Here is a 24,851-nt window from a genome sequence, read left to right on the forward strand (position 1 = left end):
TTTAACGCTTACTCTATTCGTCAAAAGAAACAGATTGCTATTGCAATCGGACTGCTAACGATCATTATACTCATCAGCAGTTCATTTTGCAGTTTTTACACTATCCCCAAATTATCACAAAACTATACATCTGCACATATTGGGCAGGCATCAGAGTTTCCCGACCCCCGATTTATTAAACGTCAATTAACAGATTCATTAATTAAAAAAAAGTAAATCATGAATGCAGTATTAAACAGCGGCCAATTGCCGCAGCATACTCCTGAATTTCTGAAGGAGCGCAAATTTTTAGTCGTTATACCCCTGCTTATTATCCCATTTTTAACGATGGCATTTTGGGCATTAGGTGGCGGTAAGCAATCCGCATCCGCCTTTGAAAATTCCAGTGCACAGGGATTAAATGCAACACTGCCGCAGGCGCAGTTTAAAGATCAAAAGGCCCAGGATAAAATGGGCGTTTATCAAACCGTTAAAACTGATTCCGTAAGTTCATCCAGCAGTGGGGTTAGCGAAAGTTTCGTTAAATCAATGGGACTGGATGCCGCTAAAGCCGGGCATACTGATTCAGCTACCCAATGTTCGACCGCCAACCTTACAGGTGGCCCTACCGTAGCAGATGTTAACGAAGCTAAAATTCAGGCCAAACTTGCCGCAATCAATCAGCAGATCAACCAGCCCGAACAGCCCAACTATGGTGGCGGGAGCGCCTCATCGCCGCAATCTGCCGCAGATGTAAAACGGCTTGAATTAATGATGAAAGCCATGAATGGCAACGGCGGAGGCAGTGATCCTGAAATGAAGCAGATCACCCAAATGTTGCAACAAATCAACGACATACAAAACCCAGGCAATGCCAACAACCGTTTACGAAACCAATCTTTAAAAAATCACGGTAGGGTTTACGCTGTAGCAGCCGCTAAAGACGACGATGATGAGGAAAATCCTGTTTCAGGAGGAATGCAGGTTAGTTACACCTCTTACGATGGCGGCAATAAAACAAAAAAACGCCGCTCTGCAAGTACTGCCGAAACAGCAGGCAATACCATTCAGGCAGTTGTGCATGAAGACCAAACGCTCGTTAGTGGTGCAGTTATCAAACTAAGGTTGCTGGATGGCATTTATATAAACGGCAAAATGATACCAAAAGGCAGTTTTGTTTACGGCACTTGTTCGTTGAACAACGAGCGGTTAGAAATCAAAATAGCCAGTATTCGCTATCTCAACAACATACTACCAGTAGCACTCGCAGTTTATGACCTGGACGGTATGGAAGGCTTATATGTTCCCGGTTCAATAGGAAGGGATGCTGCAAAAAATGGTGTTGGCGATGCCGTGCAGTCCATGCAAATCATGTCAATGGATCAGTCTGTTGGTACGCAGGCCGCCAGTGCAGGAGTTGAAGCCGCAAAAGGCTTATTCAACCATAAGGTTAAGCAAATTAAAGTTAAAGTGAAGGCCGGATACGAAGTTCTTTTAAAGGATAGTAACGACCGTGATAATTAATCAAAAAGCCATGAAAAAATCATTCATTATTTTCATTCTTGGTGCCTGGGGAACAGTTTCTTACGCTCAAGATACCGCTTACGTAAGCCGTGATAAAACCACCGCTTTATTTTTTAAATCGGCGGTTAAGATTATCAGCAAATCAACACATGGTTTCGATGTAACCCAAAAAGAAGATGCACTGATTACCATTAAAGCACTTGATGCGGATTTTGCGCCTACGCGCATTAACGTGCAGGATGTTAGTACTGCAAAAATTTATCATATTCCGGTCGAATATTCCTACGGGCGGGCCGGAAGAAGGATTGACATTGACGGAACAGCACCGATGACAGTTAGGGTCATTAAAACTGGTGATTACAATTACAACGCAGTTGTTACCCAATTAGGCGAAGGTAAACGCAAAGATGTTGTAGACCATGAAAAAACCGGTGGTGTTAAAGCCTGGGTTGATAAACTATCCCTTGCAGGTAACCGCATTTTCTTTAGGCTTGATATTCGTAATAAATCCAATCTTCCTTATGAAATTGATTTTGTCCGCTTTTATATCAGGGATTTGAAAACTGTTGCACGGATGGCAACTCACGAGCAGGAAATAGTGCCGCTAATTACAACACTCCATAAAAAAACTTCAATTGCCCATAAGCAGGATATTGCAAAAATTTTTGGCTTTCACCGTTTTTCACTTTCTGAAGACCAGGCGCTCAACGTTGAATTATATGAGCGCAATGGCAACCGCCACCTTTACCTGCAAATCAAACAAAAAGATCTGGACGATTTAAAAACAATTGCACCGGCAAGGCAGCAACCGGCAAATACTTTAGTAGCTGCAAATACACTTTAATTAACCATTTATTCATTTAAATCATTAAGTTATGAATACTCAAAATGCTGAATTTTTGAAAAAATGCCTGCTTAATCTGGGTTTTGGCGACAAGTTAAATGCTGAACTGGATAAAGAAATGGCTGCTAAGACACCTGAATTTAAGTTAGGGCTTCAACACGAGTTTAACCAAAAAAGGGTTGACTACACCTTGCATTTCAAGGCTGGTGATAACCAGGATATGTATTTCTTTAATAAGTACGACGCAACCGTCAACCATAAGGATGATCCCGCAAAGAACATCGATCAAACGTTTTTTATTAATAAAGGCAGCGGCATTACCGCCAAAGAAGCCTTTAACCTGATGGAGGGCCGTGCCGTTCACAAACAGCTATATAACCTTGAAGGGCAAAAATATCAGGCCTGGTTGACGTTGGATGATAAGAATCTGACCGATAACGGCAATAAAAAGATTAAACATTATCATGAAAATTACGGCTATGATCTTGAAAAGGTCATTGCCGGAAAAGGTATTAAAGAACTGGAGGACCCAAAAGCTAAAGAGGAACTTTTGTACTCTTTGAAGAAAGGTAATGCCCAGCAAATTACAATTGGTGGTGAGGAAGGCGATAAAAAGTTTTTTATAGCGGCTAATCCGCAATTCAAAACTGTTGACCTTTACGATCACCAGATGAAGAAAATAAAGCGGGAAGAACTATTACAGATCGAACAAAAGCCGGTAAGGAACTTAAAACAACGTGAGCAGCAAAAGGAGGATGCTCCCGCAAAAAAGCAGTCGCGTAAAGCAAAAGTTCATGTTTAAGATAAATCGAAACAGGTCAGCTATTGGCCTGTTTCTTTTAAATAATTACGCTTATGATTACCGAAACAAGAGTATATAATCCACTAATAAACATTAAGGATGAACAGTGGTTCTTACTGATAGATTTACTTACTGAAAATGTTTTCGCTTTGAATGGCAGGAAATTAACCAAAATTGAAATTTAACATAGCATAGGAGGTCATTATCCTGCCATTTATTTCCGCTTAACGACTATTTTAGAAGATCCAAAAGATAATGATCTTAAAACGGAAGTTTCAGGCTTCGTACTTGGGTTTAATAACGAGTGGACAACGATGTTTATATACATCCATTGTCAACGCAGGGGTTTTGGGACGATTGCCTAAAAGATAATTCTATAAACGCTACGTTCGCTTATCATGAAGTGGGCCTGCGGAAATTGTTATCATTTTTGGATAAAGAACTAAATCTATGGCATATTCCGGAAGAAGTTAACTACAATGTTATTGTGCCAAATGAATGGCGGAAGTTAAATGCCGAACCGGTTAAGGACATGACAGCTAAAGCACCCTGATTTAAGTTAGGTTTTAACAAGAGTTTTAACAAGCAAATGAGGATGCTACGATGACAACGATTGGGTTAAGCCTGCATCTTTTTATGTGGAAGTTTGCGGTAAATATTTAATAATACCATTGTTATCAGCGTACAGCCGAACATCACCGCGGGCATAACTAACGTTGTACCGTTATTTAGAAAATTAACCAGCCACGATGCCGCAACCCCTGCGGTCATTTGAATACTCCCTAATATGGCAGATGCCCGGCCCGCAGCCGCTGAGAATGGTTTTAATGCGAGGGCGGTTGCATTTGGATTGATAAACCCCAACCAAAACAGGAAAAGGAATGTTAAGGCCAGCGTTATATAAGGCCCGGCCTGTCCTATAATATTAGCAAACAATAGTACCAAGCCGGTCAGCAATAGCAGCATCGCTGTGTAATTATTGATCTTAGCGCTATCATACCGTTTTAAAGCCAGCCGGTTGATCTGGCTGCCCAGTATAAGGCCGCAGGCATTAAAGGCGAATGCCCAGCCATAAGACTGGTCGGAAAAACCAAACTTTTGCATAAACACAAATGGCGAACCTGCAATGTAAGCATACATGCCGGCATAGCTGATGCCTCCTGCTAAACTGTATATCAAGAAACTCCTGTTTTTAAGCACGGCTAAATATTCCGGTGCAATTATTTTAATTTTCAATGAAACGGTGGCATCCGCTGATCTGGTCTCCGGTAAAAACCATTTTACGGCAGCGATCAGCATTAATGCGATAAATCCCATTACACCAAATACCCACCGCCAGCCCAGTAACGTATTAACAAATCCGCCTATCGTCGGCGCGATTATGGGGGCGACTCCCATGACCAAAACAAGTATAGACAGGATTTTGGCCGTGTCTTCCGGCGGGAAAAGATCACGTACTATAGCTCTTGCAGCTACCATGCCCACGCAACCTCCGAGTGCCATAAATAAACGGATGGTGATCAGCAGTGGAATGTCTGGTGCCAGCGCACAACCAATTGCCGCCACCAGGTAAACCAATAAGCCAATCAATAGCGGTTTCTTTCTGCCAAAACGGTCGATCAGAATGCCATATACCAGTTGTCCGGCGCATAAGCCTGCATAATAACTGGTTAATGAATAACCTACATGAGCGATATCCGACCGGAGCGATACGGCGATGGCCGGAAATGCGGGCAGGTACATATCTATTGAAAAAGGGCTTAGCGCAATAAGCGCTCCCAGGATTAAGATTATGAGTGTTTGCTGTTTGTTTTTCATAAACTTTTTAAGCGTTTCATAAATGCCGGAAAGGCGGAGTTCAATTCTTCAAATAATGGATGGTTGCGATTTTTGAGTTTCACTTCGCTAAATAATTTCAAACCGAGCGCAAACTGCGCAGCCTGTTCGGGATCATTAAAAGGATCTTTCGCTTTGATCCGGTCAATAATGCCAAATATTTCATCATGATTATCAAATACAAGCTCTATTTCTTTAGAAGGCTCGGTGCTGCCGTCCGCATATCTTTTCAAGGTCAGCGTCAGGTTATATTGGTTTGTCTTTTTTTCCATTGAGTGCAAATAATGATACAAAGATTGGTAACAATTCAATCATATTTAGTTAATATTAAATCCAAAAAGGATACTTTTAGAACATTTAACCGTTTTGCGAAATCCCGAACATGAAGCATCCGGCTTATTAAAAGGCATTAAACGTCCATAGAAAACTTCTTAACGAAACTTTGCCGAGAATTATAAGATGAAGCTTGGATCATTATCGGCAATTACATCTTCAGGCTTTACATTGTATTAAAAATTCGGATTACAGATGGACACCATTTGTCTATAAAATCAAAATATCGATAAAATCTTTACATTTGCATAATTGATTATATAATTAGCTATGTAATTATTGCTGGGTAAATGCTTTTTCAACAAACAAGCTGTATCAAAGATTAAAAGAAGATGAATTTGTATAATAAAACAGGTAAGATGGCATTGGGTAGTAGATTGCGCTTGCTAACATCAAGAATAACAGAAGACGCTGTGAGGATTTACGAACTATACGATGCAGATTTTTCACCTAAATGGTTTCCTGTATTTTTTGCCTTATGGGAGAATGGAGAGACCACGATCACAGCGATAGCCGACGAAATAGGACATTCCCAGCCATCCGTTACCACTATCATAAAAGAAATGGCTGTAGCCGGTTTAGTGGAGAATGGCATAAAATCTAATGATAAGCGAAAGAACATTGCAGGACTGACCGAAAAAGGAAGGGCCTTGGCTAACCGGATGATTAATGTTCAGTGCAAAGATGTTGATATGGCCATTGATGGGATGATCGCTGAAACCACACATAATCTATGGGAGGCTATAGCTGAATGGGAGTTTCTGCTGGATAAAAAGTCCTTGTTCAAACGGGTGGAACAGCAGAAGAAAATCAGGGAAAGCCTGGAGGTAGAAATAGTAGCTTATGAACCGCAATATGCAGCGGCTTTTAAATCACTTAATGAAGAATGGATCTCCACCTACTTTGAGATGGAAGAAGCAGACCATAGAACCTTAGACCACCCTCAGGAATATATTCTCGATAAAGGGGGTAAAATATTTGTTGCACTATACAACAACGAAGCTGTTGGAGCTTGTGCGCTCATAAAACTTAATGATAATGAGTATGATTTTGAAATGGCCAAGATGGCTGTGTCACCGGGCGCTCAGGGAAAGAGCATCGGATCGTTACTTGGTAATGCTGTTATAAATGCCGCTTTGCAAATGGGTGCAAAAAACGTTTACCTGGAAAGTAATACTTTGCTAAAGCCGGCAATAAACCTTTATCACAAATTAGGATTCAAAAAAATAGCCGGCAAATCCACACCTTACAAGCGATGCGACATACAAATGGTTCTTGATCTGGGTAAAAAAAACAAATAAATTCTATGAAAAACATTGTAAAAAAAGAACAGGCTGTACAGAAACAGTTTCTGGGTGTCGATTTCGTCGTATTAGCTATTGGCGCGGATACGATGGTAACTAAAATGCTGTACAAAACCACAGATCATGTACCGTTTCATAAGCATCCAAACGAGCAGAGTGGATATGTAATCTCTGGTAAATATAAATTGAAGTTCGATGGTCTGGAATATGATTTATCGCCTGGGGACGCTTATGCTATTCCTAAAGACATCGAACATTCGCTTGAAATTATCGAGGCGGGCGAAGTCATTGATGTGTTTAGCCCTATCAGACAGGATTATTTATAGCGATGGTAGTGATATACAAAAAAACAGCCTGAGTTTATTTCGGCAAACTATCCAAAAGTGATATAAAGCCTAAATTTAAATTTATGTACGAGAAGATTTTAGAAAGTTTCAATAAGCAGGGGCTGATGCAAACCTTTAATGCTAAACTTGCTTTAGTAGAAAACGGCAGAACAGAGATCACTTGTGATTTTTCCGCAGGGTTGACACAACAGCATGGCTTTTCATGCCGGAGTGATGACAAGTATCGTTGACAGCGCTTGCGGTTATGCAGCATTGACGATGATGCCCGAAAATGTAGAGGTATTGACTGTAGAGTTTAAAATAAATTTTTTGAAACCTGCCGTTACCAATAAACTCATCGCGATAGGAACAGTACTTCAGTCAGGAAAGACGCTGGCCGTTTGCGAAGGTTTGGTGTATGACAGTAAGCGAGAGAAGCTAATTTCAAAAATGACAGCAACGTTTATCGCGGTTCAGAAGTAGCTTTTACCGTGTTTCAATTTTAAAGCCGCGATGGGAATTTTACAGGAAATGATACTTTTAGCATATATAACGTTATGAAAGCACAGCCCACTGCTATTAAAGCATATGATGGTTTATATGGAGACCGGAATTCCCGTCCCGAAGCTGATTATTTGTTTTCAGAAAGATTGGAAACACGCAGCCCGAAATTCGGGTGGGATATAAAACCGCATTCTCACCCCGGTCTTTTGCAAGTATTCCTGATTCAAAGCGGTGATTTTGAACTTTTCCTGGCCGAAGAACAACAGCGTATAAGTGCGCCATGCCTGTTAGTGATCCCCTCAGCGGCGTTACATGGATTTCGTTTCAACGAAGAGGTAAAGGGACGCATCCTAACCATGAAAGAAACGCTTTACACCACACTCAGCGGCGAAATTCCGCTTGGGCCGGTTGATGAAGGGCGGCTGATCTGTATTAGCCAATTCACAAATTCAGCCACTCCGGATCGTATTGATGAACTGATGGCCGCTATTGACGATGAACTGGTTTCGCACGAAACTGGTAAACAATTAATGTTGCGGATCTGCCTGCAACAGTTATTTTTGTTGATCCGTCGGCAGACGGAAAATGGTCTGCCTGGAAAAGATCAATTAGTGAGTTCAGTCCCCCGTGTTTACAGGCAGTTTCATCAACTCATCCGTCAAACAGGGGCCAAAACATCAGTAGCTGATGTAGCTGCGACATTGGGTGTATCAACAGTTCATCTGAACCGGATCTGCAACCGGATTGCCGGAAAATCCGCAGGGATGCTTTTACAGGAATACCTGATCGGCGAAGCTAAGAAATACTTGTCTTATACCAGCTACTCTATAGCAGAGATCGCCTATCGCTTACATTTTGATTATCCAAACTACTTTGCCCGTTTTTTCAGAAAACATACCGGGCTTTCACCTTTGTCTTACAGGAATACTTAGGTGTTGTTATTAAGAGCGCTATATGGAAGACAAAGGTGATCCGCTACTGACCGTAAAGTTGTCATTCTGGGAACGTTTGTAATCTCGTAATTTAAATTTAAGCTATCCAGCCAGATAACATCGGTGCCAAGAGCCATACCATCTTTAATTTCCGAATCCGGGTCGTCTCCAACAATAATTACTTCCTTTGCCGGGTATCCGTTAGCCTCCATGATCCTGCTGAATATATCTTTTTTCGTATCGTTAGATTTCGTGCGGTCAATAATATAAATGCCGTTAAAATCATTCCCTATACCTAACTGTTCAACTTTGCTTAGCTGCAATTTAGTAAAGCCGGCAGTAACCAGGTATTTAGCCTGGGGAAGTGCCCTGATCAATTCATATCCGGGATAAGTTGCTATGGGATTATGATAGGTAAGCTCATCCAATAAAGCCAATGCTTTCCTTTTTAACTTATCGCTCATGCCATAGTGTTCCGCTACATATTGGAATGGCTTACGTTGAATGGCCAGTTCAATCTCCGGCAAGTCCGATCCGCATTCCCCGCTTTCGATAATTAACCGCATCAAGGGCGCAAATAATTGTTGCCCTATAGAAGAAACCGGGTACAGCGTGTTGTCCAGGTCGAAGATGATCGTTTTCTTTTTCATATTTAATAAATAATGCGGAAAGGTATTCCTTTCCGCAAATTATTCTTTTTACCATTGTTCAATGCCAAGCAATTTTTTTCCTAAAGAGGAAAGTTCAGCAACTGGATAATTTTGTTCTCTTTTCAATGGATCGCCGGGAAATGCGTAGCCCTCGGGTGCATTGCGCTCCTGCCAGGCCTTGATCCGCCATTGGCGGATGTCTTCGTTATTTTCATCTGCCGGCATCATCGAAATATATTGCGCAATCCGCACCTTGTTACCACTGTTATTTGCACGAATGCCATGAGGCTGCGAACTGTTGAAGATTAGCAGGTCACCGGCATTCATTTTTACTTTGGTTGGAGAAAACCCTGTGGTGTCCGGTTTAAAATGGTCACGGTCATCAGGCTGGGTTAGTTTCCAGGTTTCGTAATTGCGGAATAGTTCGGGAATGCATTGAAAGCCGCCCATGTTTTCATCCGTCTGATCAGCCAGGGCTAAAACCCCCTGCACGTTTTGAGGCTTGGTTTCAGGATCGTAATCCCAGTGGATAAAACCTTTATACTCATGGCCGGGGCGTATCGGGAAATTCAGGTTCGCCCTGTCGATCGTTACCCATAATTTGTCCGTTCCCCAAATATCGGCGAAAGCATCATGGATACGCTGGTTCTGGCGATTATCCCATAAAAGCTGATTGTTGTAAACTTCCACCATCCCCGTATTATTCAGTTCTTTCATCTGCATTTCTGCCGCGGGTGCCTTATACCATGTTTCGGGATCGTTGGCATCTTTACCTTCATATTGCCACAAAAAGTCCGCAGTTTTTTTAGCCTGTTCTGCCGGGATGGCATTTTTAATGATAACATAGCCGTTAGCTATCCAAAATTTCCAGTCTGCTTCTGACAGAACCTTTAAAGGTCTTGAACCGATCTCCTGACGTAGTTTGATCTTGCTGCTGGTTGCTGTTGACGGATTGCCGGGTATTTCTTTATGGGCAGTATTCAGTCCGTTTTCGGGTGTCATTGTTGCTCTTTCCATAACTTAATTTTTTATAATGATTTATAATACAAAAGTAGACCGAAATATTAGTTAGACTTTTCTCTGGAATAACGATTTTTTGCTCTTCATTGACTAAATTTGACTTATTACTATTATAAACGCGATCAATTAACGTCAAATGAAGATTCAAAAAGAAGTGGTACCGATAGAACCGGGGCACTCGTTCCGGGTATTTTCACCCAGCCTGCGAAACTATTTTTACTGGCATTATCATCCCGAATATGAACTGATCTATATTGAAGGGTTAACTGGTATCCGGCATGTGGGCCAGCATATAGACAGTTTTATGGAAAGTGACCTGGTTTTGATCGGCCCTAATATTCCGCATCTGAATTTTGATTATGGCTTAATGACCGACTATCATCAGATCGTGGTGCAGTTGAAGGAAAATTTCCTGGCAGATTCTCTTGCCAACACTCCTGAATTTACAGGCATTTCACAGTTGTTTAAGCGCTCAGTTTATGGAATTTCATTTCAGGGAGAAAGCAAAAAATTGGCAATAAGCATTTTAAAGAAAATACAGAATCTGGACAGTTTTCACCGAATGATAAAAATACTTGAAGTTTTCAATATTCTTGCCCATAGCGGGGAGTACACACTGTTAAACCAAGCTGATACCAGCGTAAAATTATTTTTAAACGATAAGCTTAGGATGGCAAATATTTATAGCTACATCCATCTTCACTATCATGAGCATGCTGATGTGAATGAAATGGCAGAAAAATTAAATCTTAGTACAGCTGCGTTTTGCAGGTATTTCAAAAAGCAGACTAACATGACCTTTACTGAGTTTGTAAATCAATACCGGATCAACCAGGCAAAAACGCTGCTGCTACAGGAAAATACTGTATCGGAAGTTTGCTACAGTGTCGGTTTCCAAAGTTTGTCTTATTTCAACAAACTTTTTAAAAAGCTCACCGGCCAGGGGCCAATGGAATTTAGAAAACGGTTTATCGGGAATTCGAAATACTATGGGTAGAAGATTCATGTTAGGTATCCAAATTTGATGATGTGTTGCCCTTACTTAAAATGGTAGCTTATGTAATATAGATACAAATTTTGTCCCTGCCGGAAAATATGTCAAATTCTAATTATTTAATAATCGCCGATCAACCTTATATATATTACCGTATCGTCTCTGCTAATAAACCTGCCAATATTTGAACTATAATTTAACAAAGTCCCTTTAGACTAATAGAACCTGAAGTTTGGCTAACTTCTTATTAAGCGAAATACTGAAATTTGATCTATAATCATTTAAGCTATGAAAGCAATAAGAATTCATGAATTTGGAGGTCCGGAAGTGATGCTAATGGAAGAAGTTCCCATCCCTGAACCAGCATCTGATGCGGTACTCGTTAAAACATACGCAAGCGGTGTAAATATTGCGGATTGCGGAATCAGAAAGGGAGGTAACGCCATACTAAGGCCGTTACTGAAGCTTCCGCTAACGCTCGGTTGGGATGCATCTGGTATAGTTGATAAGGTGGGCGATCAAGTAACCGCATTTAAAAAAGGGGACGAGGTATTTGGAGTGCCCACTTTCCCCGGCGATGGCAGTTACGCCGAATATTTTGTAGCGAAAGAGAGCCATCTCGCTTTAAAACCAAATGCTATCAGTTTTAATGAAGCAGCCGGCGTTCCTTTAGCAGGTGTGACCGCCTGGAATGGCGTTATTGAATACGGAAAATTACAGCCCGGTCAAAAAATCCTCATACATGGCGCTGCAGGCGGCGTTGGCAGCCTTGCAGTTCAAATCGCAAAAGCCAAAGGAGCCTATGTCATCGGAACAGCTTCTGTAAATAACCTTGAATTTTTAAAAGATCTCGGCGCAGATGAAGCAATTGATTATAAAACGCAACGCGTTGAAGAGATGCTAAAGGATATAGACCTTGTTTTTGACGCATCGCCCATACGGGATAACAACATACGTCTTAAATTTGTACAAATATTGAAAAATGGTGGCAGGCTTGTTTCTTCACAACTTGATTTTCCTTACAGCGAGGAGGTAAAGACTGCGCTTTCAGCTAAGAATGTTGAAGGTTCGCTGGTTCGCCTGCAAAATTACGCCTGCTTACGGGAAATGGCCGAACTGATAGACGCGGGCAAAATTAAAGTAGTGATCAGTAAAGTATATCCATTGGAGCAGGCCGGTGAAGCTCACAAAGAAAACGAAGCCGGTCATGTCCGCGGAAAACTGATTTTGGAAATCATCAAAGAATAATAAACAGCATGCGGCATTTTAAAACGATAAGCGAATTTCATGATTTCAGGCATTTGCCTGGGCCTAATCACCCTTTATTCAGCGTGATCGACCTTTCAACACCTATGCGACTGCATAATGATGAACCTATGCCCATGAGCAAAGATTTTTATGGAATAGGTATAAAACGAATGTCGAATGTCAAAGCCACCTACGGGCAGCAACCGTTTGATTTTAATAATGGTTTAATGACTTTTATGGCTCCAAACCAAATATTCAGTGTTGGCCTCGATAATAAACTGTTAGAGGCCAAACGATCAGGATGGATGATCTGCATTCATCCTGATTTTTTGTGGAACTCTCCCTTGGCCTTAAATATCAAAAAATATGATTTCTGGCATTATTCAATTAACGAGGCATTATTCCTTTCCGCTAAAGAAGAAGGGGTTATTAATAATATTATCCAAAATATTTTACAGGAGTATCATGGCAATATGGATAAGTTCAGCAAACAAATTATCATATCCCAAATCGAGAGCCTGCTAACCTATGCCGACAGATTCTATAACCGGCAGTTCATTACGCGTGATAAAATTAACCACCAAATATTGGAGCGTTTAGAGAAAGTGCTCATTAATTATGTTAATTCTGAACTTCTGCCCGAAAAAGGATTGCCAACAGTACAATATATTGCTGATGAACTACATCTTTCACCTAAGTACCTGAGTACATTGTTACGCGCCGTTACCGGACTAAATACACAACAGCATATACATGAAAAGCTGCTTGAAAAAGCTAAAGAAAAACTATCAACAACCAATTTATCAGTCAGTGAAATCTCTTATCAATTAGGATTCGAGCACCCTCAATCGTTCAATAAGTTATTTAAGACAAAGACAAATTTGTCGCCTTTGCAGTTTAGGGCAACGTTTAATTAATATGAAGACAATTTGTTGCTAATCCCTGTCGTTTTGAAAATCAAGAAATCCTTCGCTTATGACATTAATTACGCCTTACCCTTTTTTTGAAAATTAATCGCTGACCCCATACTTTTAGCAGTAAACCCTGCAAAGAATACAAAAAAAGAGAACTGCATGTTTCGCCCCCCCCCTTCAACAAAGGCTCACCTTTTTGAGTTGCACCCTTTTTGAGCTGGCACTTAACACATTAAAGTCATCGTCGGATAAAGGTACAACCTCGTTAATTGCTTTTTTAAGTACGTTATAATCTATATAGACAAATTTATGTATTGCAATGATGGTGTAATATAACGGTGAGTAGTAACAATCAATTGGGTGATAATTTCGTACATTCGGTTACAAACTCCTTACATCCGGTTATTTTTATTTTTCGCCTTAAGGTGACTTTTGTGGTATAAGATTTACTGACATGAACACTCCAGATTTAGAAAAAAACAAAGCCATTATTATTCAGTTTGACAAAGCCTGTATCCAACAAAACAACGAAGCCGCATTGGATGAATTGGTATCAGATCGGGTGATCAATCATGCGGCACATCCCGGTACGCCAAACGGGAAAGAGAGCTTTCATGATTTTTTAAATGCTTTACATGCCGGATTATCCGATATTAGGGTAACTGCATTGCGGCAGATTGCCGAGCATGACCTGGTGGTAACCCAGAAAGTTATTAGCGGTATACATACCGGAAACTTCTTTGGCATACCGGCAACCGGCAAGCCCATCAGCTTTGAAGCTATTGAAATTATAAGGCTGGAAAATGGCCAATATGCAGAGCATTGGGTACAAAGTAATATGGCTACCGTTTTGGGCGCTATCCATAATTAACTATCCTTAGATTTTTTGTATGAAAAACGTATCGCCTTTTCATATCCGGTCTATTACCGAGCTGCACCGGCTCAGGAAATTTCCGCCGCCGATGCATCCTTCTGTCAGCGTATTGCAGCTAAATTCAATAAACCAAGAGTTTTTGGAAGTGGCGGGGGCAATGGTGTTTGATTTTTATTGCATTTCGCTCAAACGAAATTTCAATCTTAATTTAAAATACGGACAGCATCGGTATGATTTTGATGAGGGCGTGCTGTATTTTTTAGCACCCGGCCAGGTGTTTGGTATTGAACAGGAAATGGTTGAAGCCAGCAACAAGGTTACAGGGTGGATGCTATTAATACATCCCGACTTTTTATGGCATACCGCACTGGCAAAGGGCATTAAAAAGTATGACTTCTTTGATTACTCGGTAAACGAAGCCTTATTTCTTTCTGACAAAGAGGAAGCGATCATTGTAGGTATTTTACAGAACATTGAGCAGGAATACAAGGAGAATACGGATAAGTTTAGCCAGGATATTATCATAAACCACATAGAGGCCCTACTTAATTATGCCGACCGCTTTTATCACCGGCAATTCCTTACGCGGAAAATTGCTAATCATCAAGTGCTTGAACGGTTAGACGAACTGCTTAAAGAAGCTTTTACCAGTACTGCGCTGATTAGTTCTGGTATACCAACGGTGCAGCAGATTGCCGATAAACTTCATCTTTCCCGGAATTACCTCAGTTCACTACTAACCGTAGCCACAGGCCGGAATACAAAGCAGCATATACAGGACAAGTTTATTTCAGTTGCAAAGGAACGAATATCCACTACTTCGCTTTCGGTAAGTGAGATTGCTTATGAATTCGGCTTTGAACATCCGCAGTCTTTTAGCAGAATGTTCAAATCGAAAACCGGTATGTCTCCATTAGCTTTTCGGGAATCATTTAGTGATTAAAACCCCCTATCATTCTGAATTTTGAAGCCTGTAGATATCAATGGTTGCAGGCTTTTTGCTGTCCCTTCGGCCAGACTTTACACTATCTCTTTTCTTTGAAAAGGGTGCCTTTCCAATACGTGAGAGAGACTGCTTATGGTTGAATGTTAAATTTCCAGCTACTGCATTTTTGCTGTGCTGCAACAGCATTCGCTTTCACGTCGACTGCCACCACTTCCCGTTAAGCGCATTATTCAGGACTTCACTTGTTTACCCGCTCCATTTCATTGCGCCGGGAAAAGCATCGCTTGCCTTCATGCTGCACTTAATTTCCAGCTAAAATATCAGATGCTTTCAAGGTGCTATTTTCCAAAGAAAACGGACAAAAGCGGCGTCAAGATCGGTCAGCCCGGTCGTACGAAGGCATAATGTCCTGCGCTGCGGCCACCCTTCGGGTTCATCAGAATCTCCAAGTGGGACCGATTCGAAATTATAACTGATATTTTTAAGCCGGAACTTTAAAGATGTATTTATAAACTTTAAGCTGTGAATTAGTGAACGATAATTAATTCTAGCATTCTGTCGAATAATAAAATCGTTGTCATATTTAAAAAAATATGGCATCAGTAAAAGTATTCCCCAGATTAGACAAGGCAAATAAGCAAGGTCAAGTGCCCTTGTATCTCCGGCTAACAAAGAACCGCAAGTCGAAGTATATCGCATTAGGCGTGTATATTGACCCGAAGAATTGGAACCCTCAAACCGGTAAAATAAAACCAAATGCAAAGAACGCCGGCCAAATCAATAGCTTCCTGGCCACTAAGGAAGCCGAAGCGGAGGCGCTCGCTTTGGAAATGGAGACCAATTCTAAATTTATCAGCGCTTACGATATTAAGTCAAAGATGCTCGGTAGGTCCTCTGAAGACTTTTTTGAATTCATCGAGATTCATCGAAAGGCATTGTACAAGGGCCTCAAAATAAAATCTATTGACCGGTGTGATAGTGCAATAGCAAAATTGAAAGTATACTGTAAAAATGAACCCTTGTTGTTTGATGAGCTGACGGTAAAATTTCTGGAAAATTATCAGCAATATCTAAGCAGCGAGCGCCACAATCATGTTAATACTATTCATGGCAATTTTAAAGTGATCCGGAAAATAGTGAACTATGCGATAGGTGAAGAGATGTTACCGGAAGAAAAAAATCCGTTTAAAAAAATAGCATTTAAAGCGGAGAAAACAACAAAGAAGTATCTGCTGGAGGATGAATTGGAAAGAATGGAAAAACTGGAGCTTGATAAGTCCAGCAAGCTTAATCATCACCGGAACCTATACATCTTCAGTGCCTATTCAGGTGGCATACGAATTTCTGATCTATTGATGATGCGTTGGGCAAATTTTGATGGAGAACACCTTGTTTTTAAAATCAGAAAAACGACAGAAAATCTCAGCGTCAAACTTCCTCAGAAATCATTGGACCTTATCATGTTTTACCTGGCTTTGTCAAAAGAAAAATTTTTAGACAAGGAGATTCCCCCCGAATCATTCATTTTTCCTCTGCTAAATATTAATAAAGATGAAACTGATGACCGTGCAATATATAAAGCCATTTCTTCAGCAAACGCCTATATCAATAAGAGCCTGCGAAAGTTGGTTAAGATGGCTAAGATCAATAAACAGATCTCATTTCATTCTGCCCGGCATACCTGGGCGGTGAGGGCAATGCAAAAAGGCATGCGAATTGAATATGTTTCCAAGTTAATGGGCCATGCCTCAGTTAAGCAAACGGAAGTCTATGCCACTATATTAAATACAGAACTAGATAAAGCTATGGCTGTTTTTGATCAAAAACCGGATAAAGAATGAGTCGAGCTGAGTTGTAATATTCGCCAGCTATTAAGAGATAAATGTGATTTGGTAATTAGATTGTCCTATTGTTTAAAAAGAAATAAAAAACCATTGCAGGGATCATGCGGGGATCACAAGAAGGGACAGAAAGACAGGTGACCCAAATGTTTTACCTATGTTGTACCTGTAACTAAAAACGCCCCGTAAGTTGTTGACTTACAAGGCGTTTGCTTTAAACTTCGTGATCCCGCTGGGATTCGAACCCAGGACCCCAACATTAAAAGTGTTATGCTCTACCAGCTGAGCTACGGAATCATACTTTTTAACTTTACCGGTACTGCTACCGTTTCTGTTTAAAGAGATTCAATTATGGTTTAAAATAAGAAAAGCCTTCTTTCAAAGGCTTTTCGTGATCCCGCTGGGATTCGAACCCAGGACCCCAACATTAAAAGTGTTATGCTCTACCAGCTGAGCTACGGAATCATTACTTTTCAACTTTCCCGGTACTGCTACCGTTTCCGTTTAAAGTGGTGCAAATATAGGGCGATTAATTATATGATGCAAGTGGTATTTACAATTAATTGTAAAGTATTTGTTAAGCTATTAATTGCCAATAAACTACATTTTAAATATCGCTATTTTACCCTTGTCGCCAGCCAATAAAACCAGCTTTCCGTGTTTAGCCCTGCGGCAAACATTAAAGCTGGTGCTATCAATTTTTTTCCAGGACTCGCCGTAGGCTGCCGATAAGCTGGTGCCAGATGTCCCTGTTGATAAATATGTCCGCCCTTGTATGCGCTCCACACATGACTGAAACCCGGTATCGCCTGCAGGCAAAACCTTATATAAGTTGCTTTTTTTGTCGTACTTACAAATTACAGAATCCGTTGCTTTATCTTTTGAATAGTTACCACCTACAGCCACCAGCAAATCATCAGATATTGAAAAAGAGCCTTTACTGCCTGCATTTTGTGCAAGGGGTAACCTTTTTGTTTGCCATTGCGGTTTATTGCAATTACATAATTGTAAAAAACGGGCTGCCATGCCGCCGCTTGCTATAACCACACCCAAATCTTTATTAACCCTTAAGCAGGTACCGCTTGCTGCAAAGGCGGCCTCGCCGGGTAAGGCATCGGGCGTGTTTTGCATCTCGGCCCAGGTTTCGCCGCCATCGTTGGTTTCCATCAGCAGGAATTTATTTTTTATAGGGTCGCCTAAAATATAGCCGTGTTTGGCGTCGGCAAAGTCCATAGCATCAAAAAAGTATATACTATCGGTTTTGCGGCATTTTTCCTGCCAGGTTTTACCGCCATCAGTAGTTTTTAAAACCAAGGCGGGAGTACCCGAGCTCATAATCACAGCCTCTTTATCATTAAATGCTTCAATATCCCTAAAATCGGCTTTTTCATAGCCGGCAACCTGCTGCCAGGCCCAGGTTATGCCGCCATCGGTAGTAATAGCTATGTGTCCTTTGCTGCCGCTTATCCACGCGGTTTTATCATCAACAACCGATAAACCACGAATGCTGGTTGGCTTATCCTGCTGTAAAATGGTGATGGTTTGCGCTGCCGAAATAAATGGCGTAAACAGTAAAACTGTAATTATTAGCTGGTAAAAACGTTTCATGAAGCCTAAATTAAGCCTAAACCGGGCAAGTAACAACTGCCCGCCAATTTTTTAATTTATTATAAGGCTTTTTGACAGAAACGCTTATATTTGCACGCTTGTTAATAAAACAACAGGCCCGGATGGCGAAATTGGTAAACGTTGCGGTCTCAGAAGCCGTTGAGAATTGTCTCTTGAGAGTTCGAGTCTCTCTTCGGGCACGCCGGAAATGAAGTTGAAAGTCTTAAGTCTACAGTCTAAAGTGAAATACTTAAGGCTTAGAACTTAAGACTTTAAACTTAAAATGCCCAGGTGGCGAAATTGGTAGACGCACCATCTTGAGGGGGTGGCATTCGTAAGGATGTACGAGTTCGAATCTCGTTCTGGGCACTTCGCAAAAATTCAAATCATTTCCTTCACAACCCCAGGTTATAACAAGCGTGCTTGCAAACATCTGATGATATTGGTTGTAACGTATATACGTTAAACAAGCAAATGTATAAATACACCCTATCTATTTTCATTATTATAGCAGTTGCCTGCAACCTGCGGGCGCAAAACCAGCCTATCTATCAATATAAAGATCATGTTTTCCCTAATATCGACATAGCAGAAAACTTAACTTATAATCCCGCTGCAAAGCCTGCCGACGCTATTTCATACCTCTTCGATCTATATCAGCCCAAGGGTGATCATGCCGCAGCCAGGCCGCTTATTATCTGGATGCATGGCGGTGGTTTTAAATATGGCTCAAAAGCCGACAAGGGCATCAAAATATGGAGTAATGATTTTGCTGAGCGTGGCTATGTATGCGCGGCTATTAACTACCGGCTAAGCAAAAATAACCCGGTATTCCATTTTGATGAATTGCAAAAAAGCTGCTATTACGCCGTACAGGATGTAAAAACGGCTATAGCTTATTTTAAAAAGCACCGGGCAGAATATCATATCGACACCAACAAAATAATTCTTGCAGGCAATTCTGCGGGCGGCATTATAGCCTTGCAAGCCGCTTATAGCAGCAACGCCGAACTATCAAGACGTACAGGCGTAGTTGACTCGACAGCCTTACTTAAACCCGACGATAGGGCTAAAATTGCCGGCATCATTAACTTTTGGGGAGGCATTCTTGACATCCGCTGGTTAAAAAATGCGCGGGTACCTATTGTAAGTGTCTATGGCTCGCATGACCGCATTTTAAACCCCATACAGGCCGATACAGGGATGTATGGCAGTATCACCATCCATCACCGCGCGGATGACCTGCATATTAAAAATAGCGTAAAAGTATTTGAGGGATTCGGGCACGAATTGCAAAGGCATTTCAATCCGCTTTTTGATGCCGGCAAACCCACGCAGAAAAGATGGCTTGAGGCAGCACAGTTTGCAGCCGTTTTTTACTACGAACTATTATTTAACAAACCCGAGTAAACAATTGTTGCTTTTTGCAGTTATAATGTTGAAATTGCTTTGATCCAATTAATTACAAGTATATGAGAATCACAAAAATTATCACGATTGCAACCATAGTGCTAATGAGCTTTGAGGCTTTTGATGCCACAGCCGAAGCATTACCTGCTGTTGCGGCAACATCTGTTTTACAAATCAAGCTTCCGCCACCGCCACCACGTCCGCCTGCACCGCCAAATCCGTTCAGGAGGCGTCACCGTCGCATCCACAGGCACCGCAGGCTGCATATCAAATTGCCGCCGCGTCCGCCTGCACCGCCAAACCCTTTGAATTTGCCAACGCCGCCGCGCCCATAATTAAAAAGCCCTCCCGATAGTACATCCGGAGGGCTTTAACGTTTAGGTTTATTGCGGAAGGTTATAAAAAAATGTTTCGGTTACAATTTTACCGGCTTTAACTTCGTAAACGCAAACTTCGCTCATCATGCTGCGGCCCTGGCCTTTATAGGTTACATCCATATCCATGGTTACTGCAAAAAAGTTACCGCTTACAATCGGGTCAGATACCTGGCCGCTGTGAACCTCTTCAACCATATCATACCATTGCTGGTTTTTGGCTATCGCGGCTTCCTTACCCTCTGAAAGCTCCATATGCGAACCTTTTGGTTCGTGGCTTACCACATCATCAGCATACAGCTCACTTATGGCATCTAAATTTTTGCCTTCGCGGCAAAACTCAACTAATTTTTCAGCTACTTCCTGTGTGTTCATCTCAATTGGTTTTATTGGTTAATGCTGATATAAAGTTACTCAGTATTATAAAAACTATGGCATTATTTGTTTTAAGTTTAGGTTAAGCTTTATTAAGTTTCTGAGGTCGGATATCTGGGGTCTGGGCTCAGAGATCTGAGATCTGAGGCTGGAAGCCTGGGAGGCTGAAATCTGTCATCTGATTACAGAGTACAAACCTGTTAAAAGCTAAAAACTCTGACCTCAGACCTCATAACCCAGCCCTCAGACAATTCGTCTAAAAAAGTTTAATAAAATCATTTTTTTATGATTACTTTGAAGGTTAAATTTTTGCAAGGGATACAACAAATTAAATGCAGCTTACCCGCTTAGAAATCAAGGGCTTTAAGAGTTTTGGAGATAAGATCACCATTAATTTTAATGAGGGTGTAACTGCTATTGTTGGGCCCAATGGCTGCGGTAAATCAAACGTCGTCGACTCTATCCGCTGGGTACTGGGCGAACAAAGCACCAAGATGCTCCGGTCGGAGAAGATGGATAACGTGATATTTAACGGTACCAAAACCCGTAAAGCAGCCAACCTTGCCGAAGTTTCCCTTACTTTTGATAATACCAAAAACGTACTGCCCACTGATTACTCGCAGGTTACCCTTACCCGCAAGCTTTACCGCACCGGCGAAAGCGAGTACCGGTTGAATGATGTGCAATGCCGCTTAAAAGACATTACCGATCTTTTCCTGGACACGGGTATCGGCTCAGATTCGTACTCCATCATCGAGCTACGGATGATTGATGAGATCATCACCAACAAGGAAGGCTCTCGCCGCAATTTATTCGAGGAAGCATCCGGCATATCTAAGTACAAACTGCGCAAAAAACAAACTTTTAATAAGCTAAAAGATACCGAAGCCGATTTAGAACGTGTTGAAGACCTGCTTTTCGAGATTGAAAAGAACCTGAAAACACTGGAGAACCAGGCAAAAAAAACCGAGCGCTATTACCGGATAAAGGATCAGTATAAATCGCTGAGCATTATGCTGGCCTCATTTAGGATAGTATCTTTCAGCGAATCGTTGGCAAAAATTCAGGACCAGGAGCAAAAGCAAAAAGCCGATAAAGGCGGCATTGTTGCCCAGATAGATACTTTGGAGGCTGCCCTGCAACAACAAAAGCTGGATAGCATTACCAAAGAGAAAAACCTATCGGTACAGCAAAAAACCACCAACGAGTTTGTATCGAAGATTCGCGCTTACGAAAGCGAGAAAAAAATTAAGAACGAGCAGCTAAAATTTCAGCAGGATAAGGAAGCGCGGTTGACAGAGGAACTTGACAAAGATAAAAACCAGTTAAACCACGTTTTTTACAACATCAAACGCCTGTCGGAAGAAAAGGCGCTGGAAGATGAAACCCTGCAAACTATTAAAACCCGCCTGGCCGATTTAAAAGAAGCGGTTGACGAGTTACGCCTGCAGCAAACATCGGCCCGAAACGAATTGACCGAAATAACCGGCATTAACACCCGCCTGCAAAACCAGGCCTATAAGGCAGAAAAGGATATCGATATCCTGCAAATTCAGCAACAGGCGCTGGAGCAGGAAAGCCAGCGCAACATGGAAGATACCACCAATAAAGAGGTGGAACTTTCGCACTTTAACCAGGTGGTTGCCGAGCTGCAAAACAGGAAGGAAACGCTGGATTTTGATTACCAGCAGGCCCTTGATTTTGAAAACAAGTTAAAGGAGCAGATAGCCGAAACGGATGCCGAACTGAGTTTGGTAAAAGATACCATCATTAAAGAAAGCCGCAAGCTGGATGCCAAACAAAACGAGTACAACCTTACCAAAAGCATGGTTGATAACCTGGAAGGTTTCCCTGAGTCTATCCGCTTTTTAAAGAAAAATACCGACTGGGCAAAAAATGCCCCCTTGTTTAGCGATGTACTGTTTTGTAAAGAGGAATACCGCGTAGCTATTGAAAACTACCTGGAGCCGCTGATGAACTACTACGTAGTTGAAAATTATGATGAAGCTATAAAGGCTATCCAGCTATTGAGCAATTCGTCGCGTGGCCGCGCGCATTTCTTTATCCTTGAAAATTATAACGAGATAAACCCGACTAACCCTGCTTTTGAAAATGCGGATGCGGTATCGGCCCTTAAGGTTATCGAGGTTGATAAACGCTACATTAACCTGTGCAACCATCTGTTGAAAGATGTATTCCTGGTTGATGACGATAAAGACCAGCAAATTAACAACGCTGCCCTGCCCGATGGCGTGGTGCTGATTGGCAAAAGCGGCAAATTCAACAAATCCAGGCATACCATGGCCGGCGGATCGGTAGGTTTGTTTGAGGGGAAAAGGATTGGGCGCGCCAAAAATCTGGAAAACCTGGCTAAAGAAATTAAAGGCATCGAAAGCCTGGTTAACACGCAGAAAAGCAAATCCGACGAATTACAGAGCAGATTATCTGCCTTAAGATCATCAACTAAAAACACCGAGATCAATGAGCAGCAAATGATCATCAACCGGCTAAATACCGAACTGATCACGGTAAAAACCCGGCAGGAGCAGTACCAGACATTTATTGAAAACAGCCTTAATCGTAAGGATGATATAGCCCGCAAAATTGAAGGCATTAAAGCCGAAATGGAAGCCCTGCACCCACAATTGGCCGATTTAAAAGCCCAGAAGCAAATTCAAAGCGAACTGCTGGTTGACAAACAGGCCGAATTTAACGAACTGAACGAATATGTATCGGTACAGTCAAACGCCTTTAACCAGGAGAATATCCGTTTTCACCAACAGCAAAACAAGGTATCAGGCCTGGTAAAAGACCTGGAATACCGCGATAATCAGCAGGAAAACCTGGAGGCCCGCATAAAACAAAACAGCGCCGAACTGGAAAAAGTAAAAATTGCCATCCAGGATAACCTGAAGCAATCTGACAACTCCGACGATGACCTGCTGGAGATGTACGAGCAGAAGGAAAACCTGGAAAAAGCCACCCAACAGGCCGAGCAGGAATACTATCAATGGCGTGGCATCATTACCGAAAACGAAAACGAGATAACCGCGCTTCGCCGTAAAAAAGACAACCACGAGGTGATTGAAAATGAGCTTCGCGATGAGCGTAATAACCTGAAACTGGAACTAAACGCGCTTAAAGAACGCCTCTCGGTTGAGTTTAATATCGATATTGAAGACCTGCCGGAAACCGAAACACCGGCCGAAAGCGAACAGGAACTGCGCGAAAAGGCCGAAAAACTAAAAAAACAGCTGGACGATTTTGGTGCCATCAACCCTATGGCGGTTGAGGCATACAATGAGATGAATGAGCGTTACACCTTCATCCAGGCACAAAAGAAGGACCTGAGCGAAGCTAAAGCATCGCTGCTGGCCACCATCCAGGAGATTGATGATACCGCCAAAGAAAAATTCATGCATGCCTTTGTCATGGTGCGCGAAAACTTCATCAAAGTATTCCGCTCATTGTTTAATGACGAAGATTCATGCGATTTGATCCTGACCGACCCAAGCCACCCGCTGGAATCGGACATTGACATCATCGCAAAGCCAAAAGGGAAACGCCCGTTATCCATCAACCAACTATCCGGTGGAGAAAAAACCCTTACGGCCACGGCCATACTCTTTTCCCTTTACCTGTTAAAGCCCGCCCCTTTTTGTATTTTTGACGAGGTGGATGCCCCACTTGATGATACCAATATTGATAAATTTAATAACATCATCCGCACCTTTTCCAAAGATTCTCAATTCATCATTGTATCGCACAATAAACGCACCATTGCCAGTACCGATGTTATTTATGGCGTAACCATGGTTGAGCAAGGCATATCGCGCGTGGTGGCAGTTGATTTGCGGGAACTGGCAGATTAAATGTATTTCGCTAAAAGTAGGCAGGGCAGTTTGTTTCCCCCAAACATATAGCACCAACGGCGCACGCCGCTATCGCTTTATCCTCCCCTCCACCGTGTTTACACCTTTGGGTATATTATGTAAGAAATAGTTATCATTTCGACGGGCGAAGGTGACCATTGGGTAGGGTATGAAGAAATTCTATACGAGCGATATGCACAGTTGGGTATGGCATAGAAGATTTCTCACCATTACCCCCGAACGGGTCACCCCTCCAAGGAATTCGAAGTTACAGAAGATACTAAACATCAATGCCGCAAATTTTGTAAAAGCAGATATTACAACTTAAATTAAAAAGGGGC

Annotated in this window: 24 protein-coding genes and 4 tRNA genes; 20 read left to right on the forward strand and 8 right to left on the reverse strand. The window is 41.8% G+C overall.

Features of this window, described 5'->3' with window-relative positions:
- Positions 1–219: 219 nt before the first annotated feature.
- From traM to ACFGVS_RS12605, 4 genes are all read left to right on the forward strand, one after another.
- Positions 220–1,503, forward strand: a complete 1,284-nt coding sequence (gene traM / locus ACFGVS_RS12590; protein WP_439698894.1) for a conjugative transposon protein TraM — start codon at positions 220–222, stop codon at positions 1,501–1,503.
- A 10-nt stretch (positions 1,504–1,513) separates the two neighbouring features.
- Entirely contained in the window at positions 1,514–2,347 is an 834-nt protein-coding gene (locus ACFGVS_RS12595; protein WP_439698895.1) for a DUF4138 domain-containing protein, read from the forward strand.
- A 31-nt stretch (positions 2,348–2,378) separates the two neighbouring features.
- Entirely contained in the window at positions 2,379–3,149 is a 771-nt protein-coding gene (locus ACFGVS_RS12600; RefSeq protein ID WP_439698896.1) for a hypothetical protein, read from the forward strand.
- A gap of 304 nt (positions 3,150–3,453) precedes the next feature.
- On the forward strand, positions 3,454–3,702 hold the full coding sequence (locus ACFGVS_RS12605) for a hypothetical protein (protein WP_439698897.1): 249 nt from the start codon (positions 3,454–3,456) through the stop codon (positions 3,700–3,702).
- Between the two features lie 65 nt (positions 3,703–3,767).
- On the opposite strand, the gene ACFGVS_RS12610 is transcribed toward ACFGVS_RS12605, so the two are convergent.
- Together ACFGVS_RS12610 and ACFGVS_RS12615 are read right to left on the reverse strand one after the other, a co-directional pair.
- Positions 3,768–4,967: a multidrug effflux MFS transporter gene (locus ACFGVS_RS12610; RefSeq protein WP_439698898.1), complete on the reverse strand. Its 1,200-nt coding sequence runs from the start codon at positions 4,965–4,967 to the stop codon at positions 3,768–3,770.
- Positions 4,964–5,257, reverse strand: coding sequence for a DUF3861 domain-containing protein (locus ACFGVS_RS12615; protein WP_439698899.1), 294 nt, complete (start codon positions 5,255–5,257; stop codon positions 4,964–4,966). The genes ACFGVS_RS12610 and ACFGVS_RS12615 overlap by 4 nt, the downstream gene beginning before the upstream one ends.
- Positions 5,258–5,650: 393 nt before the next feature.
- On the opposite strand from ACFGVS_RS12615, the gene ACFGVS_RS12620 reads away from it, so the two are divergent.
- The 5 genes from ACFGVS_RS12620 to ACFGVS_RS12640 all read left to right on the forward strand — a co-directional run bounded on the left by ACFGVS_RS12620 (position 5,651) and on the right by ACFGVS_RS12640 (position 8,384).
- Entirely contained in the window at positions 5,651–6,619 is a 969-nt protein-coding gene (locus ACFGVS_RS12620) for a bifunctional helix-turn-helix transcriptional regulator/GNAT family N-acetyltransferase (protein ID WP_439698900.1), read from the forward strand.
- A gap of 5 nt (positions 6,620–6,624) precedes the next feature.
- Positions 6,625–6,948, forward strand: a complete 324-nt coding sequence (locus ACFGVS_RS12625; RefSeq protein WP_439698901.1) for a cupin domain-containing protein — start codon at positions 6,625–6,627, stop codon at positions 6,946–6,948.
- An 83-nt stretch (positions 6,949–7,031) separates the two neighbouring features.
- Positions 7,032–7,199: a hypothetical protein gene (locus tag ACFGVS_RS12630; RefSeq protein WP_439698902.1), complete on the forward strand. Its 168-nt coding sequence runs from the start codon at positions 7,032–7,034 to the stop codon at positions 7,197–7,199.
- Positions 7,183–7,431 (forward strand): PaaI family thioesterase, encoded by a 249-nt coding sequence (locus ACFGVS_RS12635; RefSeq protein WP_439698903.1) that lies wholly within the window; start codon positions 7,183–7,185, stop codon positions 7,429–7,431. The genes ACFGVS_RS12630 and ACFGVS_RS12635 overlap by 17 nt, the downstream gene beginning before the upstream one ends.
- Positions 7,432–7,505: 74 nt before the next feature.
- A complete protein-coding gene (locus ACFGVS_RS12640; RefSeq protein WP_439698904.1) occupies positions 7,506–8,384 on the forward strand; it encodes a helix-turn-helix domain-containing protein in 879 nt (292 codons plus the stop codon).
- On the opposite strand, the gene ACFGVS_RS12645 is transcribed toward ACFGVS_RS12640, so the two are convergent.
- Together ACFGVS_RS12645 and ACFGVS_RS12650 are read right to left on the reverse strand one after the other, a co-directional pair.
- Positions 8,381–9,034, reverse strand: a complete 654-nt coding sequence (locus tag ACFGVS_RS12645) for an HAD family hydrolase (RefSeq protein ID WP_439698905.1) — start codon at positions 9,032–9,034, stop codon at positions 8,381–8,383. The two genes, ACFGVS_RS12640 and ACFGVS_RS12645, sit on opposite strands and share 4 nt — an antisense overlap.
- A 48-nt stretch (positions 9,035–9,082) precedes the next feature.
- Positions 9,083–10,051, reverse strand: coding sequence for a phytanoyl-CoA dioxygenase family protein (locus ACFGVS_RS12650; protein ID WP_439698906.1), 969 nt, complete (start codon positions 10,049–10,051; stop codon positions 9,083–9,085).
- Positions 10,052–10,190: 139 nt separating this feature from the next.
- Here ACFGVS_RS12650 and ACFGVS_RS12655 point away from each other — a divergent pair, with 139 nt between their 5' ends.
- The 6 genes from ACFGVS_RS12655 to ACFGVS_RS12680 all read left to right on the forward strand — a co-directional run bounded on the left by ACFGVS_RS12655 (position 10,191) and on the right by ACFGVS_RS12680 (position 16,871).
- Positions 10,191–11,051 (forward strand): helix-turn-helix domain-containing protein, encoded by an 861-nt coding sequence (locus tag ACFGVS_RS12655; RefSeq protein ID WP_439698907.1) that lies wholly within the window; start codon positions 10,191–10,193, stop codon positions 11,049–11,051.
- A 285-nt stretch (positions 11,052–11,336) separates the two neighbouring features.
- Positions 11,337–12,296 (forward strand): NADP-dependent oxidoreductase, encoded by a 960-nt coding sequence (locus ACFGVS_RS12660; protein ID WP_439698908.1) that lies wholly within the window; start codon positions 11,337–11,339, stop codon positions 12,294–12,296.
- Positions 12,297–12,304: 8 nt separating this feature from the next.
- Positions 12,305–13,213, forward strand: a complete 909-nt coding sequence (locus ACFGVS_RS12665; protein ID WP_439698909.1) for a helix-turn-helix domain-containing protein — start codon at positions 12,305–12,307, stop codon at positions 13,211–13,213.
- Between the two features lie 451 nt (positions 13,214–13,664).
- Entirely contained in the window at positions 13,665–14,081 is a 417-nt protein-coding gene (locus ACFGVS_RS12670; RefSeq protein WP_439698910.1) for an ester cyclase, read from the forward strand.
- Positions 14,082–14,100: 19 nt separating this feature from the next.
- Positions 14,101–15,027 (forward strand): helix-turn-helix domain-containing protein, encoded by a 927-nt coding sequence (locus ACFGVS_RS12675; RefSeq protein ID WP_439698911.1) that lies wholly within the window; start codon positions 14,101–14,103, stop codon positions 15,025–15,027.
- 596 nt (positions 15,028–15,623) lie between these two features.
- Positions 15,624–16,871 carry a tyrosine-type recombinase/integrase gene (locus ACFGVS_RS12680; RefSeq protein ID WP_439698912.1) on the forward strand — a complete coding sequence of 416 codons (1,248 nt, stop codon included), beginning with the start codon at positions 15,624–15,626 and terminating at the stop codon, positions 16,869–16,871.
- 224 nt (positions 16,872–17,095) lie between these two features.
- Here the strand turns inward: ACFGVS_RS12680 and ACFGVS_RS12685 are convergent.
- From ACFGVS_RS12685 to ACFGVS_RS12695, 3 genes are all read right to left on the reverse strand, one after another.
- A tRNA-Lys gene (locus ACFGVS_RS12685) sits at positions 17,096–17,168 on the reverse strand.
- A 95-nt stretch (positions 17,169–17,263) separates the two neighbouring features.
- Positions 17,264–17,336, reverse strand: a tRNA-Lys gene (locus ACFGVS_RS12690).
- A 135-nt stretch (positions 17,337–17,471) separates the two neighbouring features.
- Positions 17,472–18,479 (reverse strand): WD40/YVTN/BNR-like repeat-containing protein, encoded by a 1,008-nt coding sequence (locus ACFGVS_RS12695; protein WP_274212092.1) that lies wholly within the window; start codon positions 18,477–18,479, stop codon positions 17,472–17,474.
- 116 nt (positions 18,480–18,595) lie between these two features.
- Between ACFGVS_RS12695 and ACFGVS_RS12700 the strand changes: the two genes are divergently transcribed.
- The 4 genes from ACFGVS_RS12700 to ACFGVS_RS12715 all read left to right on the forward strand — a co-directional run bounded on the left by ACFGVS_RS12700 (position 18,596) and on the right by ACFGVS_RS12715 (position 20,224).
- A tRNA-Leu gene (locus ACFGVS_RS12700) sits at positions 18,596–18,679 on the forward strand.
- An 85-nt stretch (positions 18,680–18,764) separates the two neighbouring features.
- Positions 18,765–18,848 (forward strand) — tRNA-Leu (locus ACFGVS_RS12705).
- A 105-nt stretch (positions 18,849–18,953) separates the two neighbouring features.
- Entirely contained in the window at positions 18,954–19,889 is a 936-nt protein-coding gene (locus ACFGVS_RS12710) for an alpha/beta hydrolase (RefSeq protein WP_439698913.1), read from the forward strand.
- Between the two features lie 62 nt (positions 19,890–19,951).
- A complete protein-coding gene (locus ACFGVS_RS12715; RefSeq protein WP_439698914.1) occupies positions 19,952–20,224 on the forward strand; it encodes a hypothetical protein in 273 nt (90 codons plus the stop codon).
- 48 nt (positions 20,225–20,272) lie between these two features.
- On the opposite strand, the gene ACFGVS_RS12720 is transcribed toward ACFGVS_RS12715, so the two are convergent.
- Positions 20,273–20,638: a nuclear transport factor 2 family protein gene (locus tag ACFGVS_RS12720; RefSeq protein ID WP_274212089.1), complete on the reverse strand. Its 366-nt coding sequence runs from the start codon at positions 20,636–20,638 to the stop codon at positions 20,273–20,275.
- Positions 20,639–20,970: 332 nt separating this feature from the next.
- On the opposite strand from ACFGVS_RS12720, the gene smc reads away from it, so the two are divergent.
- Positions 20,971–24,510: a chromosome segregation protein SMC gene (gene smc, locus ACFGVS_RS12725; protein WP_439698915.1), complete on the forward strand. Its 3,540-nt coding sequence runs from the start codon at positions 20,971–20,973 to the stop codon at positions 24,508–24,510.
- The last annotated feature ends 341 nt before the right edge of the window (positions 24,511–24,851 follow it).

The sequence above is a fragment of the Mucilaginibacter sediminis genome (assembly GCF_051903035.1).
GTDB lineage: Bacteria > Bacteroidota > Bacteroidia > Sphingobacteriales > Sphingobacteriaceae > Mucilaginibacter.